17 protein-coding genes, 1 tRNA gene and 1 pseudogene are annotated in these 20,376 nt (G+C 68.9%); 16 read left to right on the top strand and 3 right to left on the bottom strand.

Features of this window, described 5'->3' with window-relative positions; translation table 11 throughout:
- The first annotated feature begins 74 nt into the window (after positions 1 to 74).
- Complete coding sequence (locus VKV57_00465; GenBank protein ID HLW58376.1) at positions 75 to 1,139, top strand: ubiquitin-like domain-containing protein; 1,065 nt, start codon at positions 75 to 77, stop codon at positions 1,137 to 1,139.
- Positions 1,140 to 1,170: 31 nt separating this feature from the next.
- Positions 1,171 to 2,073 (top strand): 16S rRNA (adenine(1518)-N(6)/adenine(1519)-N(6))-dimethyltransferase RsmA, encoded by a 903-nt coding sequence (gene rsmA / locus VKV57_00460; GenBank protein HLW58375.1) that lies wholly within the window; start codon positions 1,171 to 1,173, stop codon positions 2,071 to 2,073.
- A gap of 273 nt (positions 2,074 to 2,346) precedes the next feature.
- Here rsmA and VKV57_00455 read toward each other — a convergent pair whose 3' ends face one another.
- Positions 2,347 to 2,496: a hypothetical protein gene (locus VKV57_00455; GenBank protein ID HLW58374.1), complete on the bottom strand. Its 150-nt coding sequence runs from the start codon at positions 2,494 to 2,496 to the stop codon at positions 2,347 to 2,349.
- An 81-nt stretch (positions 2,497 to 2,577) separates the two neighbouring features.
- Positions 2,578 to 2,754 (bottom strand): hypothetical protein, encoded by a 177-nt coding sequence (locus VKV57_00450; protein HLW58373.1) that lies wholly within the window; start codon positions 2,752 to 2,754, stop codon positions 2,578 to 2,580.
- Positions 2,755 to 2,843: 89 nt separating this feature from the next.
- Here VKV57_00450 and VKV57_00445 point away from each other — a divergent pair.
- A pseudogene (locus VKV57_00445) lies at positions 2,844 to 3,320 on the top strand (tellurite resistance/C4-dicarboxylate transporter family protein).
- A 104-nt stretch (positions 3,321 to 3,424) separates the two neighbouring features.
- On the opposite strand, the gene VKV57_00440 reads toward VKV57_00445, so the two are convergent.
- Positions 3,425 to 4,726, bottom strand: coding sequence for an LCP family protein (locus tag VKV57_00440; GenBank protein HLW58372.1), 1,302 nt, complete (start codon positions 4,724 to 4,726; stop codon positions 3,425 to 3,427).
- Between the two features lie 223 nt (positions 4,727 to 4,949).
- Between VKV57_00440 and ispE the strand changes: the two genes are divergently transcribed.
- From ispE to VKV57_00375, 13 genes are all read left to right on the top strand, one after another.
- Positions 4,950 to 5,816 carry a 4-(cytidine 5'-diphospho)-2-C-methyl-D-erythritol kinase gene (gene ispE / locus VKV57_00435; protein HLW58371.1) on the top strand — a complete coding sequence of 289 codons (867 nt, stop codon included), beginning with the start codon at positions 4,950 to 4,952 and terminating at the stop codon, positions 5,814 to 5,816.
- Between the two features lie 10 nt (positions 5,817 to 5,826).
- A complete protein-coding gene (locus VKV57_00430) occupies positions 5,827 to 6,618 on the top strand; it encodes a nucleotidyltransferase family protein (GenBank protein HLW58370.1) in 792 nt (263 codons plus the stop codon).
- The gene (purR, locus tag VKV57_00425) at positions 6,615 to 7,451 is read left to right on the top strand and encodes a pur operon repressor (GenBank protein ID HLW58369.1); all 837 of its coding nucleotides are present in this window, start codon (positions 6,615 to 6,617) and stop codon (positions 7,449 to 7,451) included. The genes VKV57_00430 and purR overlap by 4 nt, the downstream gene beginning before the upstream one ends.
- 141 nt (positions 7,452 to 7,592) lie before the next feature.
- Complete coding sequence (locus VKV57_00420; GenBank protein HLW58368.1) at positions 7,593 to 7,946, top strand: OsmC family protein; 354 nt, start codon at positions 7,593 to 7,595, stop codon at positions 7,944 to 7,946.
- Positions 7,947 to 8,096: 150 nt separating this feature from the next.
- Positions 8,097 to 9,278, top strand: coding sequence for a cystathionine beta-lyase (gene metC / locus VKV57_00415; protein HLW58367.1), 1,182 nt, complete (start codon positions 8,097 to 8,099; stop codon positions 9,276 to 9,278).
- A 145-nt stretch (positions 9,279 to 9,423) separates the two neighbouring features.
- Complete coding sequence (locus tag VKV57_00410; GenBank protein ID HLW58366.1) at positions 9,424 to 10,047, top strand: TetR/AcrR family transcriptional regulator; 624 nt, start codon at positions 9,424 to 9,426, stop codon at positions 10,045 to 10,047.
- Positions 10,048 to 10,111: 64 nt separating this feature from the next.
- Complete coding sequence (locus VKV57_00405) at positions 10,112 to 11,434, top strand: efflux RND transporter periplasmic adaptor subunit (GenBank protein HLW58365.1); 1,323 nt, start codon at positions 10,112 to 10,114, stop codon at positions 11,432 to 11,434.
- Positions 11,435 to 11,447: 13 nt separating this feature from the next.
- Positions 11,448 to 14,672 (top strand): efflux RND transporter permease subunit, encoded by a 3,225-nt coding sequence (locus VKV57_00400; protein ID HLW58364.1) that lies wholly within the window; start codon positions 11,448 to 11,450, stop codon positions 14,670 to 14,672.
- 55 nt (positions 14,673 to 14,727) lie between these two features.
- Positions 14,728 to 16,143 carry a TolC family protein gene (locus VKV57_00395; protein ID HLW58363.1) on the top strand — a complete coding sequence of 472 codons (1,416 nt, stop codon included), beginning with the start codon at positions 14,728 to 14,730 and terminating at the stop codon, positions 16,141 to 16,143.
- 157 nt (positions 16,144 to 16,300) lie between these two features.
- Positions 16,301 to 16,876, top strand: coding sequence for a biotin transporter BioY (locus tag VKV57_00390; protein HLW58362.1), 576 nt, complete (start codon positions 16,301 to 16,303; stop codon positions 16,874 to 16,876).
- A gap of 83 nt (positions 16,877 to 16,959) precedes the next feature.
- The gene (locus VKV57_00385) at positions 16,960 to 17,340 is read left to right on the top strand and encodes a RidA family protein (GenBank protein ID HLW58361.1); all 381 of its coding nucleotides are present in this window, start codon (positions 16,960 to 16,962) and stop codon (positions 17,338 to 17,340) included.
- Positions 17,341 to 17,511: 171 nt separating this feature from the next.
- Positions 17,512 to 17,585: transfer RNA gene (locus tag VKV57_00380), tRNA-Gln, on the top strand.
- A 407-nt stretch (positions 17,586 to 17,992) separates the two neighbouring features.
- On the top strand, positions 17,993 to 20,376 hold a 2,384-nt coding region (locus VKV57_00375), incomplete at its 3' end, for a PE family protein (protein ID HLW58360.1).

The raw sequence follows: 20,376 nt of genomic DNA, 5'->3' as shown, positions 1-20,376 counted from the left end.
CGACATTTTTCTGACGTGCGGCGGCGGGTCCCGCCTCGGCGGGACGAGCTTGGGCTTGCAGAAGGGGGGAGGGTATGGCGCCGGCTGTTTCGCCATCGACGGCCAGTGACATTCGAGTCCTCAAAGACCAACGGCGGTGTGGGTCGGCGTACCTGGCCTACCTGCTGGTGGCCTGTTTCGTGTCGGGCCTGCTCGCACCATTCATCTCGGTTCCCCGGTTGTGGCACCTCGTGCTCGGCCAGAACGTCTACCTTTCCATCGACCGGCAGACCCGAGCCTACAGCACGCTCCGGCGGACCGTGGCCGACGTCCTCAAGGAGAACAAGATCGTCCTGAGCCCGGAGGATCGGGTGGATCCTCCGGTCGGGACGGCGATCTGGCCGGGGATCCAGATCAGCGTCGTCCGCGCCCTACCCCTCGTGATGTCGGTCGGCGGGACCCCACGATCCGCGCGCGTGGCCGCTCAAACGGTGGGGGAGGCGCTCGCCCTCCTGAACATCCAGGTTCGTGGTGAGGATCGGGTGTATCCGGACCCCTCCACGGCCCTTGCACCCGACATGCGGATCACGATCGAGCGGCGTGAGACCCGGACCTGGGTCGTGCGCCGTCCCGTGGCGTTCCCGTCGAGGATCGTCGCCGATCCCACGCTGCTCAAGGGCACTCGGGCCGTCCGGTCGGACGGGCGGCCCGGCCTTTTGGACCGAACCGTCCGCGTGGAATATGCCGACGGCCGCGCGGTGACCGTGCAGACGCTCGCCGAGGCCGTCGTCACGCCCCCGACCCCCCGCGTGATTGCGGTGGGCACCAAACCGCTTTTGGCGGCGTCCGGACCATACGCCGGCAAGGAGATCATGGTGCTGCAGGCTTCGGCCTACTACCCCGGGCCCAACAACTTCGGTGGAGGGGTCGGGCCCAAGACCGCGATCGGGTTGATCGCCCAGCACGGCGTGGTGGCCGTGGATCCGTCGGTGATCCCGCTGGGAACCCGGCTCTTCATTGAAGGGTACGGGGCGGCGGTGGCCGGAGACACCGGCGGAGCGATCCGCGGCACCCGCGTCGACCTCTGCTTCAACACCTACCAGGAGGCGATGCAGTTCGGGCGCCGAAATGTGAAGGTGTACATCCTCGCCTGGCGGTAGCGCGATCACGCAGTAACGTCGGGGGGATCCCCTGGAAGCGAGCCGGGCTTCGTTCACCGCGCAGGACCTGGCGACCCCCGCGGGGACCCGGGCAGTTCTTCAGCGGTTCGGCATCCGCCCGGCCAAACGGTGGGGGCAGCATTTCCTGGTTAGCACGCAGGCCCTCTGCCGGACCCTCGACGCGGCGGCGGTGACCCCGGCCGACACCCTGCTTGAGGTCGGGGCCGGAATCGGCACGCTGACCCTGGGGCTGGCCGAACGCGCCGGGCGGGTGACGGCGGTCGAGGTCGATCGCGCCCTCGTGCGAGTGCTCCAGGCGATCGTGGCGGGCCGACCCAACGTGCGGGTGGTGGCCGGGGACATCCTCGAGCTTCCGCCCGCGACCCTTTTCGACGGCCCGCCGGACGCCCCGCGGAAGGTCGTCGCCAACCTGCCCTACAACATCGCCTCGGCCGTGCTGATGCGCCTGCTCGATGCTCCGCTCGGGCTCCGGGTGCTGGTGGTGACCGTCCAGCGCGAGGTGGCGGAGCGGATCGCCGCGGCCCCTGGTGGCCGGGCGTACGGGATCTTGTCGGTCGCGATCCAGTATCGCGCCACCCCGAGGATTTTGGCGCGAATCCCCCCCGGCGCGTTCCTGCCCAGGCCCGCGGTGGACTCGGCGCTTGTGGAGCTCGTGCCGCACCGGACGCCGCCGGTGAGCGTCCCCGATGAGCGGAGGTTTTTCCGGATCGTGGCCGCCGGTTTCGGACAGCGCCGAAAGACCCTTCAGAATGCACTGGCCAGCGGGCTGGGGCTCTCCAAGGAGGATGTCGGGGGCGCCTGCGCCTCCGCCGGCGTCGATCCCCGCGCGCGCGCGGAAACGCTCGGGCTGATGGCGTTCGCGGTCCTCGCTCGCGCGCTCGACCCGATTCTGCAGACCGCATCCTCCTCGTAATCTCGCCGGTCCCCTTTGGGGTCCCCCGAACCCGAAACCGGGGCGCCTCCGTAGGGGTAGGAAACCCGTGAGTCCCACCGGAGGGTGGAGGCACCATGCTCGGCTGTCTGTGGGGTCGGCGCGCGACAAATCGAAGGGACGGCATCTGAGCAGGCAGCTCCTGCGGAGGATTCGCGCGCTGGACCCTGGCCGCTTCGCCATGGTCATGGCCACGGGGATCGTCTCCATAGCGGCGTTCGACGCGGGGCTCTCCCCTCTGTCCTGGGGGCTCTTTCAGCTGAACAAGGTGGTGTACGCGGCGCTCTGGGTGGTGACGGCCGTCCGGGTGATCACCTTCCCCTCCGGCGTCGTCGAGGACCTCACCCATCGCCTGCGGGGCACCGGCTTCCTCACCGTGCCCGCGGCCACATGCGTCCTCGGCACCCAGTTCGTCCTCCTGGCGGGGGACGCCGCGGCGGGGCGGGGGCTGTGGCTCCTCGGGATCGCCCTCTGGGCTCTGCTCATCTATGCATTTCTCACCGTGATGACGACGGAAGGGGCGAAGCCCCCGCTCGAGAGCGCGCTCAGCGGGGAATGGCTGATTGTCGTCGTCGCCACCCAATCGGTGTCGGTCCTCGGGATGCTTGTCGCGTCGCGCACCGACACCTGGCAGCACATCGGCTTGTTCTTCGCCCTCGCCACCTATCTGCTGGGGGGGATGCTGTATGTCCCGCTGATCGGCATGATCCTCCACCGGCTCCTATTCGTCCGGCTGATCCCCGAGGCGCTCACGCCGTCCCTACTGGGTGAACATGGGGGCGCTGGCCATCTCTACACTTGCCGGTGCCCTGTTGATCGAGCACCGTGCCTCCTGGTCGCTGCTCGAAGAGCTGTACCCATTCTTGGCGGGGGCCACCCTGGCGCTGTGGGCGATGGGCACCTGGTGGATCCCGCTGCTCGTCATCCTGGGGATCTGGCGGCACATCGTCCGAAGGGTGGCGGTCGGTTACGACCCCGAGTACTGGACGCTGGTGTTTCCGATCGGGATGTACGCCACCGCCAGTTACGCGCTCGCGGGCAACCTGCCCGTCCCGTTCTTGCTCCCGGTCGCCCGCTTCTTGACCTCCGTGGCGATCGCGGCGTGGGGCCTGACGTTTGTCGGTTTGCTTCTCGCGGCCGGGGGGCATTGGGCGCCACCACACGATCCGCCGAAGTCGTCCGGACTGAGGGGCGATCGGCCGGATGCGCGGGAGACGCTGCGGTGTTGAGGTCCGGTCACCGATACCGAACGCGAGCCCGGCACGAAGGGCGGCGGCGGGGCGTGTCGGTATGCGCCCCGGCCGGAAGGGGAGGGGGGGGCGCCGAGCCTGCCCTATCGAGGTGGCGTCGGCCCGGAGCTCCCCGATGCATCGTCGGAAAGGATGACCGTGAGGTCGGCGGTCCCCGTTGACGTGGCGTCGACGATGGGGGCGCCGCCGATGAGCGCGGCGACGATTTTCGCCACCCGCGGATCCCCGCGGTGGACCAGCACGGCGGTGGCCGGCGGATCGGACGACGCCGTCCGGATTCGCTCGATTCGAATGCCGAGCGCACGCAGACGGGCCACGGCATCGTTCACCGCATCGCGATTGACCGACCGCGCCACCACCTCGGCCGTGGTCCGGGCGAAGACGTCGGCGTCGGTCCCGTAAAACATCTGCGCGATCACCCCGCGGTCCTGAGGACCCGCCGCGATCCAATCGTCCCCGCCGAAGTTGCCCGGCAACGTTTCGCGCACCAGCGCCCCCGCGGGCAGGCGCGCGCCGAACAAGGCGAGCGTAACGAGCTGATCGTCGCTGAGGTTGGTCGTGATGTCCTCGTGGAACACGCGCAGCAATCGCGAGAAGTGCGTGGCGATCCGCGGCCGTCGCAGCTCGTCGAGCAGCGCGTTCATCACCTGCTGCTGGCGGGTGATTCGCCCGATATCCCCCAGCGGGTCGTGCCGGAATCGGGAGTACTCCATCGCCGCCTTGCCCCCGAGCCGCCGGTACCCCTTTTGCAGATGGATGTGCAGGCCGTCCCAATTGTCGTCGTAGTTAAGGTCTTTCTCGATGTGGATGTTCACGCCTCCGACGGCGTCGATCAGGTGGACCAGCCCGCGCTCGTTGATTTCGATGTAATAGGGAAACCGTACCCCCAGGAAGTTCTGCGCCGTCTCCAGGGTCAGCGGGACTCCGCCCCACGCGTGGGCCGCGTTGATCTTGGTCGTGACGTGGTGGGGGATCGCGGCCCGCGTGTCACGCGGCACGCTGAGCAGGAAGATGCGCCGGGCGGCGGGATCAAAGGTGGCGGCGATCAGCGTGTCGGTCCTGGACACCGGGTAGACGACGTTGGGGTTGCGGTCGCTGACGGTGCGGTCCAGACCCATGATCAGGACGTTCGTCCGCTGCGTGAGCGGGTAGGGCCAGTTCAGCGCTTCCCGCAGCGGGGTGGCGAGGAGGCTGATGAACCCGACGGCGGCGAGGACGAGGCAGGCGAAGACGGCCAGGGTCGCGATGAGCACCCACCGCACCGCGGCCGCCCAGCGTCCGCGCCCTCTGGAAGGCTGGGGGGTGGCCTCGACGGCGGCGGGTTCGGAGGGGGGCTGGCCGGGGTGCGTGGGCCCGCCGGGCGGTGATGCCATAACCATCATCATAGGTGTTTCCATTTGGGTGTCAAGTCAACCCCCGCCCGATCCGGGCTGCGCGCCCCGGGTGGACGCGGGCGCGCAGCGGGTGGAGGATGGCCGGGGCGGCATCGCGAAGGGAACAATCGCCATGCACGGAGCCCCAATGGCACGACGAATCGCCCGCGGTTGACCCCGCGAGGCCGCGATCTCGCGGCCCCGCGGGTTGTGTTTTCAGAGGGGGTGTGCCGCTGTGAAGCAGCTGCGCCTCAACGCGTATGCAAAGATCAACCTGACCCTCGATGTGCTCGGCGATCGTCCCGACGGCTACCACGACATCGAAACCGTCCTCCACACGGTTGAGCTCCACGATACGATCATCCTTCGGGAGGACGGCGAGGGGATCAGCCTCCGCTGCGCCAGCCCCGACGTCCCGGTCGAGACGCAAAACATCGTGCACCGGGCGGCGACACTTCTCCGGGAGACCTTCCAGATTCCGCGCGGGGTCGAAATCGAACTTTCCAAGCGGATTCCGGTGGCATCCGGGCTCGGCGGCGGCTCGAGCGACGCCGCCGTCACCTTGCTCGGCCTCGCCCAGATGTGGAAGCTGCGGCTGGACGAGGGTCAACTCATCGAGCTCGGCAGCAAGATCGGGTCGGATGTCCCCTTCTTCCTCATCGGCGGGGCGGCGCTGGCGTTGGGGCGGGGGGAGCGGGTGCGGATGTTGCCGCCGCTCCCCACCACCTGGGTGGTCATCGCCAGGCCCACCGTGCAAATCACCAGCGAATGGGCCTACAAGGCGCTGGACCATGAGGCCGTGCGTCGGCACCCGAACACCCAAGGCGTCGTCCGAGCGCTGGAGGCGGAAGACCCACGCGGCGTCGGCCGGATGCTCTGCAACGTGTTTGAGGACGTGGTGATCGCCCACCATCCGGTCGTGGGCACGATCCGCGATCGGATGACCGCGATGGGGCCGCTCGGGGTTTCCCTCTCCGGCACCGGGCCCGCCGTGTTCGCGATGGCCGCGAACGAATCAGCGGCCAAGGAGCTCGCCGCGGCGCTCGGGAGCGCGGCGGACGTTGAGGTGATCGTGACCCGGACGTTTGCCGAGGAACGGTAGGTCCGGCGGGATGCCCAATGCGGTCGTGCTGGCGGGAGGACGGCCCGATCCCGGCGTGGCCGGGGGCGTTCCGAACAAAGCGTTCGCCCCGCTGCTCGGCCGCTCGATGGTGGAGTTCGTGCTCGACGCGCTCCGCGGGGCCGCCGCTGTCCGCCGGATCGCGCTGGTCGGGCCAATGCCCCTTCCGCCGTCCGTGGCGGCCGCGGTCGACGTACCCGTTCCAGAACGCGGGGCGCTGATCGAGAACCTGGCCGCCGGCCTCGCCGCGCTCCCGGATAACGAGCCGGTGCTGGCGGTCGGCGCCGACATTCCCCTGCTCACCCCGGCGGCCGTGGATGCCTTCGCGGCTGAGGCGGCGGCGCTCGACGCGGAGATCGTCTACGGCATCGTCCGGCGCGAGGAAGTGGCGCGAGCGTTCCCCACGGTCCGGAAGACGTTCGTCCGCCTGCGCGACGGCACGTTCACCGGCGGGAGCCTCATCCTCATGTCCCCCACGGCGTTCGCCCGGGCGCGGGGAGCGGTCGAGCGGGCGATCCGCGCTCGGAAGCGGCCGTGGGAGCTGGCCGGGCTGTTCGGACTGGGGACGCTCGCCGGCCTCGCCGCCGGTACCCTGCGCATCGCTGCTCTCGAGCGACGGGGGACCACCCTGACCGGCGTGCGCGTGCGCGCGCTCGTCTGCCCGACCCCCGAGATCGCCGTGGATGTCGACACCGCGGAAATGCTCGCGCTGGTCCGCGAGCGATTGGGGCGGGACCGGGGGACGTCGACCTCGGGCCACGCGCAGAGGATCGCGGGGTGGTGAGGCGGCTTCGGCGGGGCGACCGCATGGTGGCGATCGCCCACCGGCTGTTTCAGGAACCGCACACCGTCTTCCCGCTGGGGACGTTTACCGAAGCGTTGGGAGCGGCCAAGTCCACGATCAGCGAGGATATCTCATCCCTGCGGGAGACCTGCGAGCAGTTCCAGCTCGGGAGGATCGAGACACTGGCGGGGGCGACGGGCGGGGTCCGCTTCACCCCCCACCGTACTCCCGGGCAGATCCGGGCGATCGCCGAGGACCTGGCGCGTCGCCTGCGCGAACCGTCGCGGATCCTCCCGGGGGGATTCCTCTACACCGCCGATCTGCTCTCGCTGCCCAGCTTGGTGTCCGCGCTGGGTGGGGTCTTTGCGACCTTCTTTGCCGACCGGCGCCCCGACGTGGTGCTGTCGATGGAGGTCCAAGGGATCCCGCTCGCGCTCATGACCGCCCGCGCATTCAACGTGCCCCTGGTCACGGCCCGGCGGGGCGGCATGGGCACGGAGGGACCGACCGTAGGGGTGAACTACGTCTCGGGGTCGTCGCGGGCGGTGCAGTCGATGACGCTTCCCCTGCGCGCCGTTCCCCCCGGCGCGCGCGCGCTCTTCATCGACGACTTCCTGCGCGGAGGCGGCACCGCGCGGGGCGTCTTCGACCTGATGCGAGAATTTCAGGCGGAGATCGTCGGGATCGGGGTCCTCATCGAGACCGCCCACCCCAGCGAGAAGCTCGTCGACGAGTATGTGTCGCTGCTCGTATTCGAGGGGATCGACGAGGCCCGCGGGGCGATCCGATTGGGCCCGAGCCAGTGGGCCCTCGGGCATCCTCCGCACCGATAGCGTGTCCGGTGCGGAGCCCCGGACGGCCCTTCGCGTTCTCGGAGGGCCCGGGGCGTGGGCGCAGGGGCAGGATAAGCCGCGTGAGCGCATCGAAGGATCTCCCGACAAGATCGGCACTCCACACCGCGGAGGGGGTTTTCCGTGGCCGACGCGTTTACCACCGACACGGTCAGGACCTATTCCACCGGGTTCCCCGGGCGCGCGCTCAGCGCCGCCCGAACGCACCATCTGATGTTGGACTCATCGTCGGGGCCCAGCGAGCACATGACGAACAGCGAGGCGTTCCTCGCCGGCATCTCGTCGTGCGGCGTCACCCTGATCGAGAAGTACGCCCGGGACAGCGGGGTGCCGGTGCACCGGATGGAGGTGACGATCTCGGGCATTCGGGCCGCCGCCGATCCGGCGCGCTTTGCGCGCATCGACATGCGCTTTGAGATCCACGGGGTCGAGGGGGCCGAGGCCGACCGGCTCGTCGAGGTGTGGCGGAGTCGCTGACCACTCTACCGGACGGTCGCGGTCGCGACCGAGGTCAAGATCGACGTCGTCGGGCACCCCGGGACCCCGCGCGCCGGGTGATCACCCCGGGAAGATCGCGGACGCGGGACCTCACGTGGGCGCGGCCCGCGGGACATGATGGGAGGACCGATGAAGCCTGAGACACGGCTGGTGCACGCCGGCCGGGACCCCGACGGCCACTTCGGCGTTGTGAATCCCCCGGTCTATCGAGCGTCGACGATCCTCTTCCCGACGATGGAGGCGTTTGAGCACCGAACGGACCGGAAATACACCGGGTTCTATTACGGGATTCACGGCACGCCCACGACCTTCGCCCTGACCGAGGCGCTGGCGGAGCTCTCCGGCGGCCACCGATCGCTCGTCACGTCATCCGGGCTCTCGGCGATCACCCAGGCGCTGACGGCCTGCCTGCGGCAGGGCGACCATCTCTTGGTGGCCGATACCGTGTACGGTCCCACCCGGCATTTCGCTACCGCGGTGCTGGCCCGCTTCGGTGTGGAGACCACCTTCTACGATCCTCACGTTGGGGCTGGGATCGCGTCCCTCATCCGCCCACACACCCGGGTCGTCTACGCGGAGTCCCCGGGGTCCCAGACGTTCGAGGTGCAGGATGTTCCCGCGATCGCCCGCGCGGCGCACGCCCGAGGCGCGCTGGTGCTGTTCGATAACACGTGGGCCACTCCGCTCAACTTCCGGGCGTTCGACCACGGCGTCGACCTCGAGGTCCAAGCCGCGACGAAATACCTGGCGGGGCACTCGGACCTGCTCCTCGGCGTGATCACCGCGCGCAGCGAGGAAGTGTTCCGGCGGGTCAAGGACGGTCTGGGCGAATTCGGCGACTGCGTGTCGCCCGACCTCTGCTACGAGACCCTGCGCGGGCTTCGCACCCTCGCCGTCCGCCTGCGTCACCACGAGCGCGCCGCGCTGACACTGGCGAAATGGCTGGCCGCGCGACCTGAGGTCGCCCGGGTGCTGCACCCGGCGCTCCCCGACGATCCCGGGCACGCGCTGTGGGAGCGGGATTTTCTAGGCGCGTCGAGTCTCTTCGGCGTGCTCCTGCGCACAGACTCCAGGCCTGCCGTGGCGGCGCTGCTTGACGGCCTCCGCCTCTTCAGGATCGGCGCAAGCTTCGGCGGTTACGAAAGTCTGATCATCCCCGCCAGCCCGAAGGAGAGCCGCACGGCGCGCCCCTGGCGGGAGCCGGGGATCCTCCTCCGCCTCCACGTTGGCCTCGAGGCCCTCGAGGACCTCATCGCCGATCTCGAGGCGGGGTTCGCCCGCCTCAATGCTGTTCTGGAACTAAAGGTCTAACCCCCTTTCAGCCTGATCAAGTCGGCGCAGGCAGCTCGCCTGGCCCCTGTGGCCAAAGTCTATCGCTGTCCTTACACCGTTAGGTATCTATTGACAAGTTAAGTGAACGTTGTTAGGTTATTGATCAAGGGAAGGTGATGTCTTCGTGGGGATCAAGGAGCGGCGGGATCGGGAGCGCCTCGAAATGCGGCACGCCATCCTGGATGCGGCGAGAGGGATCGCCGCCCGGGAAGGCTGGCAGGCCGTGACGATCCGCCGGGTGGCCGAGAAGATCGAATATACTCCCCCGACAATTTATGAATACTTCGAGAACAAGGAAGCGCTCCTGGCTGAGGTGTCGAGAGAGGCCTTCCGCCTGCTCCTCGACGCCCTGCGGCGGGCGCGCGATGCCCACGGAGACCCCGATGGGGCGTTTCGGGCGATGGGGGACGCCTACTGGGAGTTTGTCTGGAAGCACCCCGAACTCTACCAGGTGATCTCCGGGTTGGGCGGTGTGAATTTCTGCGAACCCGAGCACCAGCATCCGCACGCGGAAGCCCGGGAGGTTTTCGAGACGTTCCGCGGGGTGGTGGCAGCCGCTGTGCCGCCGGTGGACGGCGCCCCGGACGATCTCGAGGGGAAAGTCCTCACCCTGTGGAGCGTGTTTCACGGCTTCATTGCCCTGCTGATGGCCGGCCGGATCCCAATCGAGGCGCGGGATCGCGCGCGGGGATTGGCCCTGCAGGCGGCGGGCGACCTGTTGACGGCCTGGCGGAACGGCCGCGCCTGATACCGCTGCCGGCTTCGACCGGCGCCTGAACACCAAGCGATCTTTGTTGGGGAGGACGATCCAAATGCGGTGGCGTGTCGTTGTGGTCGGCGTGATTTTCGTGCTGGCTGTCGGCGGGATCATGGCATGGCGGGGACGCGGTCGGGCCGAGCCGACGCCCGGCACCCCGGCTGCGGCTCAGAGCGTCCCGGCGGCTGTCGTGGTGGCGACGGCGACCCCCGCCGACGTGGTCTCGCGCGTGCTGGCTTCCGGGTCCGTCACAAGCATTCGGGACGCGAAGCTCGGATCCAAGCTCTCCGGCCGGGTCGCCGCGGTTCTGGTCGACGAAGGGGCCCGTGTCAGCGCCGGCACCCCGCTGCTGCAACTTGACACCAGCGATCTGGCGGCGGAGCAGGCGCAGGCCGCGGCCAACGTCGCCGCCGCCCGGGCGAGGCTGCAGGAAGTCCTGGCCGGAGCCCGCCCCCAGGAGCGGCAGCAGAGTATCGACGCGGTCAACCAGGCGCAGGCAGGCCTCCGCTCCGCCCAATCGTCGCTCGATCTCGCGCAGACGAACCTGCAGCGGGCCCGATCCTTGTTCGGTCAGGGCGCGGTTTCCAGGCAGGACCTCGACTCCGCCCAGACCCAGGCGCAGGTCGCGGAGGCGCAGGTCGCGCAGGCTCGGGCGGCCTACGATTCGGCGGTGCAAAACGCCGCCCTGGTGCACATCGGATCGCGGGAGGAGGACATCCAGCAGGCGCGCGCGCAGCTGGCCCAGGCTCAAGCGGGGCTGGCCGCCATCCAGGTACAGCTGCGCGATTCGACCATCACGGCGCCGTTTCCCGGCACCATCACGCAGCGCAACGTCGAGCCCGGGGAAGTCGTTTCGTCGGTGGCGGCCTCGGCCCAGAGTCCGTTGTTCGTCCTCAGCGAGGTTCACGACGTCTACGTCGAGTTCATCGTTCCGCAGCAGCACCGGGGGGAGCTCCGGCTGGGACAGCAGGCGCAGCTGGCGGTCGACGGGCTGGGGGGGCAGACCTTTGCCGGCCAGGTGGAAGAAATCACGCCCGGGGCGGACGTTTCCAGCCGGACGTTCGGCGTCAAGGTGCGGGTCCCGAACCCCCAGGGAATCCTTCGGCCGGGGATGTTCGCCCGCGGCGCCATCATCGTCGGGGTGCGCCACAACGTCCTGCAGATTCCGGAACAGGCCGTGATGACGGCGGCCTCGGGGCCCGTGGTTTTCGTCGTCCTGGGCGGACGCGCGGTCCACCGGAATTTGACCCTCGGCGACCATCACGACGGGCTGATCGAAGTCGTCGCCGGGCTCGCCGGGGGCGACACGGTCGTCGTGCAGGGGCAGGACGGCCTCACCGACAACCAACCGGTCGCGCCCAGCGCTCCCCGGCCCTAGGAGGCTCCCCCGCATGCAGTGGCTCGCCGCGCTCTCGGTTCGCCGGTCCGTCCTCGCTTCGGTCATCACCCTGGCGATGGTCTTTCTGGGGGTCTTTTCCTATGCCCACCTCAACATCGAACGCTGGCCCAATATCGATATCCCCTTCGTCGTGATCACGGTGACCGATCCCGGCGCCTCCCCGGAAGAGATTGAGACCGACGTCACCAACAAGATCGAGAACGCGGTCAACTCGATCAGCGGCATCGACCACATCGCCTCGACATCCGCCGACGGCGTATCCTTGGTGGCGATGCAATTCGTGCTGGAGAAGAACGTCGACGTCGCCGCGCAGGAAGTGCAGAACAAGATCAACACCATCCCCGATCTCCCGGCCGGGATCGACCCCCCGCTCGTGTCCAAGTTCGATCCGGGAGCGGTGCCGGTGATGGAACTGGCGCTTTCCGCGCCCCGCTCGGTTCGGGACATCTCCGAGTACGCCGACAAGGTGCTGAGGCCGCAGTTGGAGGGGATCCCGGGCGTGGGGCAGGTCACGCTGATCGGGGACGAGCCGAGGCAGATCAACGTTTGGGTCGACCCCGATCGTCTGGCGGCCTACGCCCTTCCGGTCACCTCGGTGCTGCAGGCCGTCCAGAATCAGAACGTGCAGCTCCCCGCCGGGCACGTGGATCAGGGCAATACCCAGCTCACCCTCCGGGCGCTCGGCCGCCTCACCTCCCCCCAGGAGCTGACGAGGGTGGGGTTGGCGATGCGCGACAACCATGCGATCACGATCGGCGATGTCGCTCGGGTCGAGGACGGCGCGGCCGATCCGGTCACCACCGCCAACGTGGACGGGACGCCGGCGGTCTTGATCCAGATCGTGAAACAGTCCGGCACGAACACGCTCAACGTCGTCCACGCGGTCAAGGCGCGCCTCAAGGCGATGGGGCCGACGCTGGCCCCCGGATACGGGCTTCGGATCGTGCGGGACCAGTCCGTGTTTGTGGAGGCCTCGACCCGGGCGGTCGAGGAGCATCTGATCGTGGGCTCGATCCTCGCGGCGCTGGTCGTGCTGGCGTTCCTTTGGAACTGGCGGTCCACGATCATCGCCGCCCTGGCGATTCCCACCTCGATCATCAGCACCTTTACCCTCATCGCCGCCCTCGGGCTGACGCTGAACACGATCACCCTGCTGGCGCTGGCGTTGGTGGTCGGCATCGTCATCGACGACGCGATCGTGGTCCTGGAGAACATCTATCGTCTGCTGAGGGAGAAGGGGCTGTCGCCCGTTCAGGCGGCGGTGGAGGGGACGCGCGAGATCGGGCCCGCCGTCACCGCGACCACGCTGAGCTTGATCGCCGTCTTCCTGCCGCTGGCGTTCATGAGCGGGATCGTCGGCCGGTTCATGCGCAGCTTCGGATGGACGATGGCGTTTTCGATCGCCGTCTCGCTGCTGGTGAGCTTCACGCTCACCCCCTCGCTCTCTTCCCGGTGGCTCCGGCGGGGAGGGCGGGAGCGGGGAGGCGCGGACGACGGAGGGGTGCCGGCGGACGGCGGCGCGTCCCCGGAGCGGCACCGCGGCCGGGCGTACCTGGCGGTCGACCGCGGGTACCGGTGGCTCTTGGAGCACGCGCTGCGCCGCCGCTGGGCCGTCGTCGTGCTGACGGTGCTGACGCTGGTCGCGATCGTCCCCCTCGGGGCGGCGGTGAACAAGAACTTTCTCCCCGAGGACGACGAGTCGCAGTTCGAAGTCGTCGTCCGCGCCCCGGAGGGGTGGACGCTCGAGGCGACCGATCGGTTCGGCACGCAGTTGGCGTCCGAGATCCGGCAGCTTTCCGGCATCGACTACACCATCGTCACCGTGGGTGATGATCCCCAGAACACCCCCAACCGGTTCACGATCTTTGCGCGCATGGTCGACCTCAACAAGCGCACGCTCAGCCAGCAGGCGATGGAGGCCAAAGTTCGTGACACGATTCTGCCCCGGTACGCCTACCTCGGATTGCAGACCCAGATCGAGGCGGTCTCCGACTTCGGGAGCGGCGGGTTCCAGCCGGTGGACTACGTGGTGAGCGGTCCCGACCTGAGCGTGCTGACGCGCGTCGGCGACGCCGGCATCAAGATCCTGCACTCCATCCCGGGGGTCGTTGATGCCCGCTCCTCGCTGATCAGCGGCGCGCCGCAACTCGGGATGCAGGTGGATCGCGCGCGGGCGGCGGACCTGGGCGTGAACGCCGTGGACGCGGCGAATGCGCTGTACATGCTGATCCAGGGGGTCGAGGCCAAAGGGGCCAAGTACGCCGAAGCGGGCCAGCAGTACAAGATCTACATCCGGGCCGACAAGCTCCACCGCTCGAACCAGGAGGTGCTGGCCCAGCTCCCCGTGCTCTCGTCGACCGAAGGCGTGGTCGGCTTGGAGCAGGTCGTGACCGTCAGCCGGGGCACGGGACCCAGCGAGATCGACCACTACAACCGCCGCCGCCAGGTCGAGCTGACCGCCAATCTCCTGCCCGGGATCTCGCAGCAGGCCGTGCTGCAGCAATTGGACCGAAAGGTCCGCGCCCTGAACTTGGGCCCGCAGTACGACATGACGTTTACCGGACAGGCCGCGGAGCAGGGGCGCCAGGCCACGGCGTTCATGCAGGCGTTTATGATGTCGTTCGTGTTCATGTACCTGGTGCTGGCTGCCCAGTTCGAGTCGTGGATCCATCCGGTGACGATCCTGCTCTCGCTGCCGCTGACCGTCCCGTTTGCGCTGCTGTCGATCTTGTTCCTGCACGGATCGCTGAATATTCTGTCGCAGCTCGGCATCCTCGTCCTCTTCGGGGTGGTCAAGAAGAACGCCATTCTCCAGATCGATCGGGCGAACCACCTGCGGGCGCAGGGGCTGGACCGGAACGCGGCGATCATCGCCGCCAGCCGGGATCGGCTCCGGCCGATCCTGATGACCACCATCGCCTTCGTCGCCGGGATGATCCCCTTGGCGATCTCGACCGGGGTGGGCGCCGCGACCAACCGGGCGATGAGCTCGGTGATCATCGGCGGCCAGACGATGTCGTTGCTGCTGACGCTGGTGGCGATTCCGGTGATGTACTCGCTGTTTGACGATCTGGGGAAGATTCGGATCGCCGGGTGGCTTGCGGCCATCCGGCGTGGGTGGGCGACGATTCCGCACTCGCTGGGGCGAGGACGGTCCGCCACCTCTCCGGCCGCGAATTTTCCCGAGGCGGAGGCGCGGGGACGGGGCGCGTCGTAAGAAACGTACGGGGGAGCGGTTGCGTACGCTCGATCTCGTTCGAGGAGGGTGATGGATGGGAAATCGGCTTCTTGCGCTGATCGTCGCGTCCGCGTTCTTCTTCATGGGGCTCCCGGCGGGCGCCCAACAGGTCCCCCCACCGGCGCCCGACCTCGGTCCCATCCCGACCGTGCCGCAGGTCCCGACGCAGGGGCCCCGCCCGCTTTCGCTGGCCGATGCCGTCACGACGGCGCTGCAGAACAACTATCAAATGCGCCAGGCGGCCCTCGGCGTCGCCAGCGCCCGGGCCCAGCTGCGGGAGGCAGAAGCGGCCAAGGCGGTGACGTTAGGGGGATCGGCAAGCTTCACCGATTCCTCCCTCTGCTGTACCAGCGCGCCGCTGACCGGCAGCATTTCCATCCCCGGCGCGGGGATCACCGATCAAGCGTTTAGCGCGACCGGCCTCGGGGGCACCGCCGCCACGAGCTGGGTGTTTGGCCTGACCCTCAAGTACCCCCTGTACACGGGCGGCGCCCTGGAGGACCAGATCGCGATCGCCCAGGCCAACGTCGCGCTGGCCCAGGCCCAGTTCACGACGGCGGCGCAGCAGGTGGTCTTGTCCGTCCGGCAGGCGTATTATGCCGTGCAGGCCGCCTACGCCACCGTCGACGCCGCGCAGCGTGCCGTCAGCGCCGCGCAGGAAAACGTGCGGGTCACCCAAGCGCGGGTGCAGGTCGGCAGCTCGCCGCAGTTTGACCTGCTGCAGGCGCAGGTGCAGCTCGCGCAATCCGCGCAGACCCTGACGCAGGCGCGGACGGTGCTGTCGCAGGACCAGCAGACGCTGGCGGCGACCCTGGTGGCGCCCTTGTCGAGCACGTTTCAACTCGTGGCGCTCCTCGGCCTTCCCCAAGTCCCGCAGAACGTGACCGCCCTGATCCAGCAGGCGCTGCAGAACCGGCCGGAGATCGTGGCGGCCCAGGCGAGCGAAACGGCGGCCCAGGCGGCGATCGACCTGGCCGCGTCGGGATTGCGGCCGAACATCTCCGTCCAGGCCGGCCCGCAGATTCAGACGTCCGACCCCACCAACAAGAATACGGTGAACTTCACCGGCAGCATCGTCCTGACGATCGCGATCCTCGACGGCGGCCTCACCCGCGCCAAGGTGGACGCGGCACGCGCCCAACTCGAGTCGGCGAAGGTGGGCGAGGAGCAGACGCGGCAGCAGGTCGAACTCGACGTGCGGAATGCCTACCTGTCGCTCGGCAACGCCGCGGAGGTGTTGAGGTCCGCCCAGACGGCGCAGGCCTCGGCGCGGGAGGCGCTGCGAATCGCGAATGTGCGGTTCCAGGCGGGGGTGGGGACGCAGCTCGAGGTCGTCACCGCCGAACAGAACCTCGCCACGGCGGACAGCAACGTCATCCAAGCCGCGTTCCAGTACTTTGTGGCCGTGGCCCAACTCGACCGCGCGATCGGGGTGCAGGTCAAGATCTGACCCCCCGGCGGTGGAGTGGTTGATCCGTTCGCGGGCAACGGCTTTCTCGGCCCTTCCGGCGCTGGGCAGGATTCTCCGGTGCGGCTGGGGTATGGGACCGAGGCCGCGCGCAGATTCCGGCGCACTGCCGCTCGATACCCCCGGCAAGGACGTGACGATGGCGACGCGAGACCTGACGGCGATCGCATTTTTTGCCGCGCTTACCGCCGTCTGCGCGCAGGTGAGCGTGACCCTCCCCGGGCTTTCGGGGGTGCCCTTCACCATGCAGGTCTTCGCCGTGCTCGCCGCCGGCGCGGTGCTGGGGGCCCGGCGCGGGATGCTGAGCCAGATCGTGTACCTGCTGCTCGGCGCGGCGGGGCTGCCGGTGTTTGCGGGTTGGCACGGGGGGGCGCCGATCCTGGTGGGGCCGACCGCCGGATATCTGTGGGCGTTCCCGCTGGCCGCGCTGATCGTGGGCTGGTGCGCCGATGCCGCGGCGCGGGTGGGATCCCCGGGGGTGGCCCGGTGGGGAGTCTATGCCGGTATGGTCGCCGGCCTCGCGGTAATCTACGGGTTGGGGGCCGCCGGGTTGGTGGCCTCGAGGGCGGTGCGTACGCTGACTCGGGCGATTCAGGTCGGTGTCCTGCCGTTCGTCTGGGCGGATCTGATTAAGGCCTACCTGGCAGCGGTGATTGCCGCCCGCGTCCGGGCGGCGATCGCCCCCGCCCCCCTGTTGTCGAAGCCGGGCCGGTAGCGGGCCACCGCCTCGATTCGGCCCGTACGGCGTCGCGGTGCGGAATTCTGATTTCTGGGCGAGCCCCGTGGAGGTGAGGGTAAATGACGAAGCGGGTAATCAAAACCGAACAGGCTCCTCCGGCCATCGGCCCCTACTCGCAGGCCGTCGTGGGCGGTGGCATGGTCTTCGCAGCCGGTCAGATTCCGCTCGACCCGCGCACCGGGCAATCGGTCCCGGGGGACGTCCGCGTTCAGACCCGGCGGGTCCTGGACAATCTGAAGGCCGTCCTCGAGGCCGCCGGGTCCTCGATGGACAAGGTGGTGAAGACCACCGTGTTCCTGCGCGATCTCAACGATTTCGGAGCGATGAACGAGATCTACGGCGAGTATTTCAAAGAAAGCCCTCCGGCGCGGTCCACCGTCCAGGTGGCCAAGCTTCCGCGGGACGCCGCGGTCGAGATCGAAGCCGTGGCGCTGGCGTAGCCATCGCGGCTCCGCTCGGTCCGAACTCTGCTCACCTCGCCATAAACGGCTCCCTCCGGGGCTACGTCGACCCGTGGTCCAACGCCGTTTCGCCCGTGTTCCGTATTTGGCTGACCCCCCTTTGGGCGCTTGTCGGCGGATGGCCGGTGCGATAGGATGGCGGTGACCCGATGGGGGGTCGGCTAACGGTAGGCCATCAGACTTTGGATCTGAGAGTCCAGGTTCGAATCCTGGCCCCCCAGCCAGACACAGAACCCGGATTCTCGATTGCCCCGTTAGCTCTCTGATGTAAGTCCCAACAGACCCCAGACGATGACGTGGTATGGCTAGTCATCATATCGTCAGGACAACTGGAGTCGATCGAATGAACGTCCACCGCCCTTCGATCCTAAACGGCATCACGGATCTCACCAAGGATCCCGAATGACACCATTCAGATAGGTCCCCATCGACGAAGGATCAACGTCCAATTAGGCTTCGTTTGAGCCCAGGCCGATATTTAGATTGTGGAAGGTAATAGGGAGCAAGAACCTCTATTCATGAATTGGACATGTTCTGCGCCAATTCGTGAGGGGGACGCTGTCTCTGTTATCCACAGGACATCGTGCTCTATCCATAGTTGCGTGTGGGGCAATCGGGGGGGTGGTAGTGCGTGGGTAGCGATCGTAAGCGGCGGAAGGTGCGGAGTCCATTGTACTTTTTGGTGACGGTGTTTTTGGCACTCGCGGTGCCGATGTTCTACATCGGGATCGCGGTTCCCATAGCGCACGCCACGAACAGCGGCAATGGCAATGGGACGGGGACCGCCACGGGCGGCGCGGGCGGCTCGTTTAACGGCGGGTCGACCGGATCCAGCGCCACCGCGACAGGCACTGGCGGGGACAACAATGGGAATGGGGGGAACGGTGGCCCTGCGGCGGGCAACGGCGGCAGCCAAAACAACGGAGCTGGGGCCGGGAACGGTGGCGACGCGGGCGATGGCGGAGATGGTGGCGATAATAGCGGGAACGGGACGGCCACAGGCACGGGCGGTGCCGGGGGTAGTTTCAACACCACCGGTGGCGTCGGCGGCGGCGCGAGCGGCACGGCCCAGGGTGGGAGTGGTAACAGCAACGGCGGGGTCGGCGGGAGTGGCGGGAACGGGGGAAACTCCAACGAAGCCGTAGGGAACGATAGCTCGGCGGGGAACGGTGGCGACGGCGGGGACGGCGGCGAGGCTGGCGACAAGAACGGGAACGGCAACGGTACGGGCACCGGCGGCGCCGGCGGGAGTAATAACCTCTCTGGCGGTAACGGCGGTAGCGGCACGGGCAAGGGCACGGGCGGCGGCACCAACGGGAACGGGGGCGCGGGCGGTAACGGTGGGACCAGCGGAGGCGCCAATTCCGCGTTCGGCGACGGGACCTCTGCCGGGAACGCCGGCGAGGGTGGCGGCGGCGGTGAGGGCGGCGACAAGAACGGGAACGGGATCGGAAAGGGCAGCGGCGGGGCCGGCGGAGATGAGAACTCCGGCGGCGGCAACGGCGGTGCGGGGAACGGCACCGGCACGGGCGGGAGCCACAACGGGAACGGCGGCGCGGGCGGCAGCGGCGGCGGCAGCGGGAATAGCAACAGCGCCGGCCACGATGGCAACAGCAACGATGGCAGCAGCACCAGCCTCAGCGATGAGGGGACCGGCGATGGCGTCGGGGGCACGGGGATTAGCGGTGGTGGTGGGGATGCGGGGAACGCAGGGAGGGGCGGCAAGGGCGGCAGCGGCGGCGACGAGAACGGGAACGGGATCGGCACGGGCAGCGGTGGGGCCGGCGGGAGCGAGAACCTCGTTGGCGGCACCGGCGGGTCCGGGACGGGCGTAGGCAACGGCGGCAGCAATAACGGGAACGGCGGGAACGGCGGGAACGGCGGCACAAGTGGGGGCGCCAACACCGCCGGGAACGGGGGCGACGGCAAGGGCGGATTGGGTGACGGGGTGGGCGTCAGCGGCGGCACCGGTGTGGGCATCGGCGGTGACGGTAGTGGTGGTGAAGGTGGGGATGCCGGGAACGCGGGCAAAGGCGGGAAGGGCGGCAGCGGCGGCGACGAGAACGGCAACGGGATCGGCACGGGCACAGGCGGGGCCGGTGGGGACGAGAACACGAGCGGCGGAACCGGCGGGGCCGGGAGCGGCACGGGCACGGGGGGCAGCAACAACGGCAACGGCGGGAATGGGGGGACCGGCGGGAGCACGGGCAATAGCAACTCGGCCGGGACCGGCGGCAATGGGACTGGCGGCGACGGCGTCGGTGTGGGCGTCGATGGTGGTGTTGGTGTCGGCATCGGCGGGAACGGAAGTGGCGGTGATGGTGGGGATGCCGGGAACGGCGGGAGTGGGGGCAGGGGCGGCCGCGGTGGGGACAAGAATGGGAACGGGATCGGCACGGGCACGGGCGGGGCCGGCGGGGATGAGAACTCCGGCGGCGGCAACGGCGGGAACGGCACCGGCACGGGCACGGGCGGCAGTGATAACGGCAATGGCGGCAACGGCGGGAACGGTGGGAGCAGTGGGAGCAGCAATACGGCGGGCAACGGCGGGAACGGGACCGGATCCGTCGGCAGCGGTGTGGGCGCCGCCGAAGGTAGTGTCGGGAACGGCATCGGCGGCAATGGCAGTGGTGGCGATGGTGGGGATGCCGGGAACGCGGGCAACGGTGGGAAGGGCGGCAGCGGTGGCGATGAGAACGGCAACGGGATCGGCACGGGCACGGGCGGAGCCGGCGGGGATGAGAACTCCGGCGGCGGCAACGGCGGGAACGGCATCGGCGCGGGCACAGGCGGCAGTGATAACGGCAACGGCGGCGCCGGCGGGAACGGTGGGAGCAGTGGGAGCAGCAATACGGCGGGCAGCGGCGGTAACGGGTTCGGTGGCACTGGCGTCGGGGTTGGCGATACCAAGGACAGCGTTGGGGTCGGCATCGGCGGGAACGGTAGTGGCGGTGATGGCGGCGATGCGGGCGGCGGTGGCAAGGGCGGCAGTGGCGGTGAGGGCGGCGATGAGAA

It is taken from the genome of bacterium (genome assembly GCA_035307765.1).
Classification (GTDB): Bacteria; Sysuimicrobiota; Sysuimicrobiia; order Sysuimicrobiales; family Segetimicrobiaceae; genus Segetimicrobium.
This window is presented reverse-complemented; position numbering and strand designations above follow the sequence as displayed.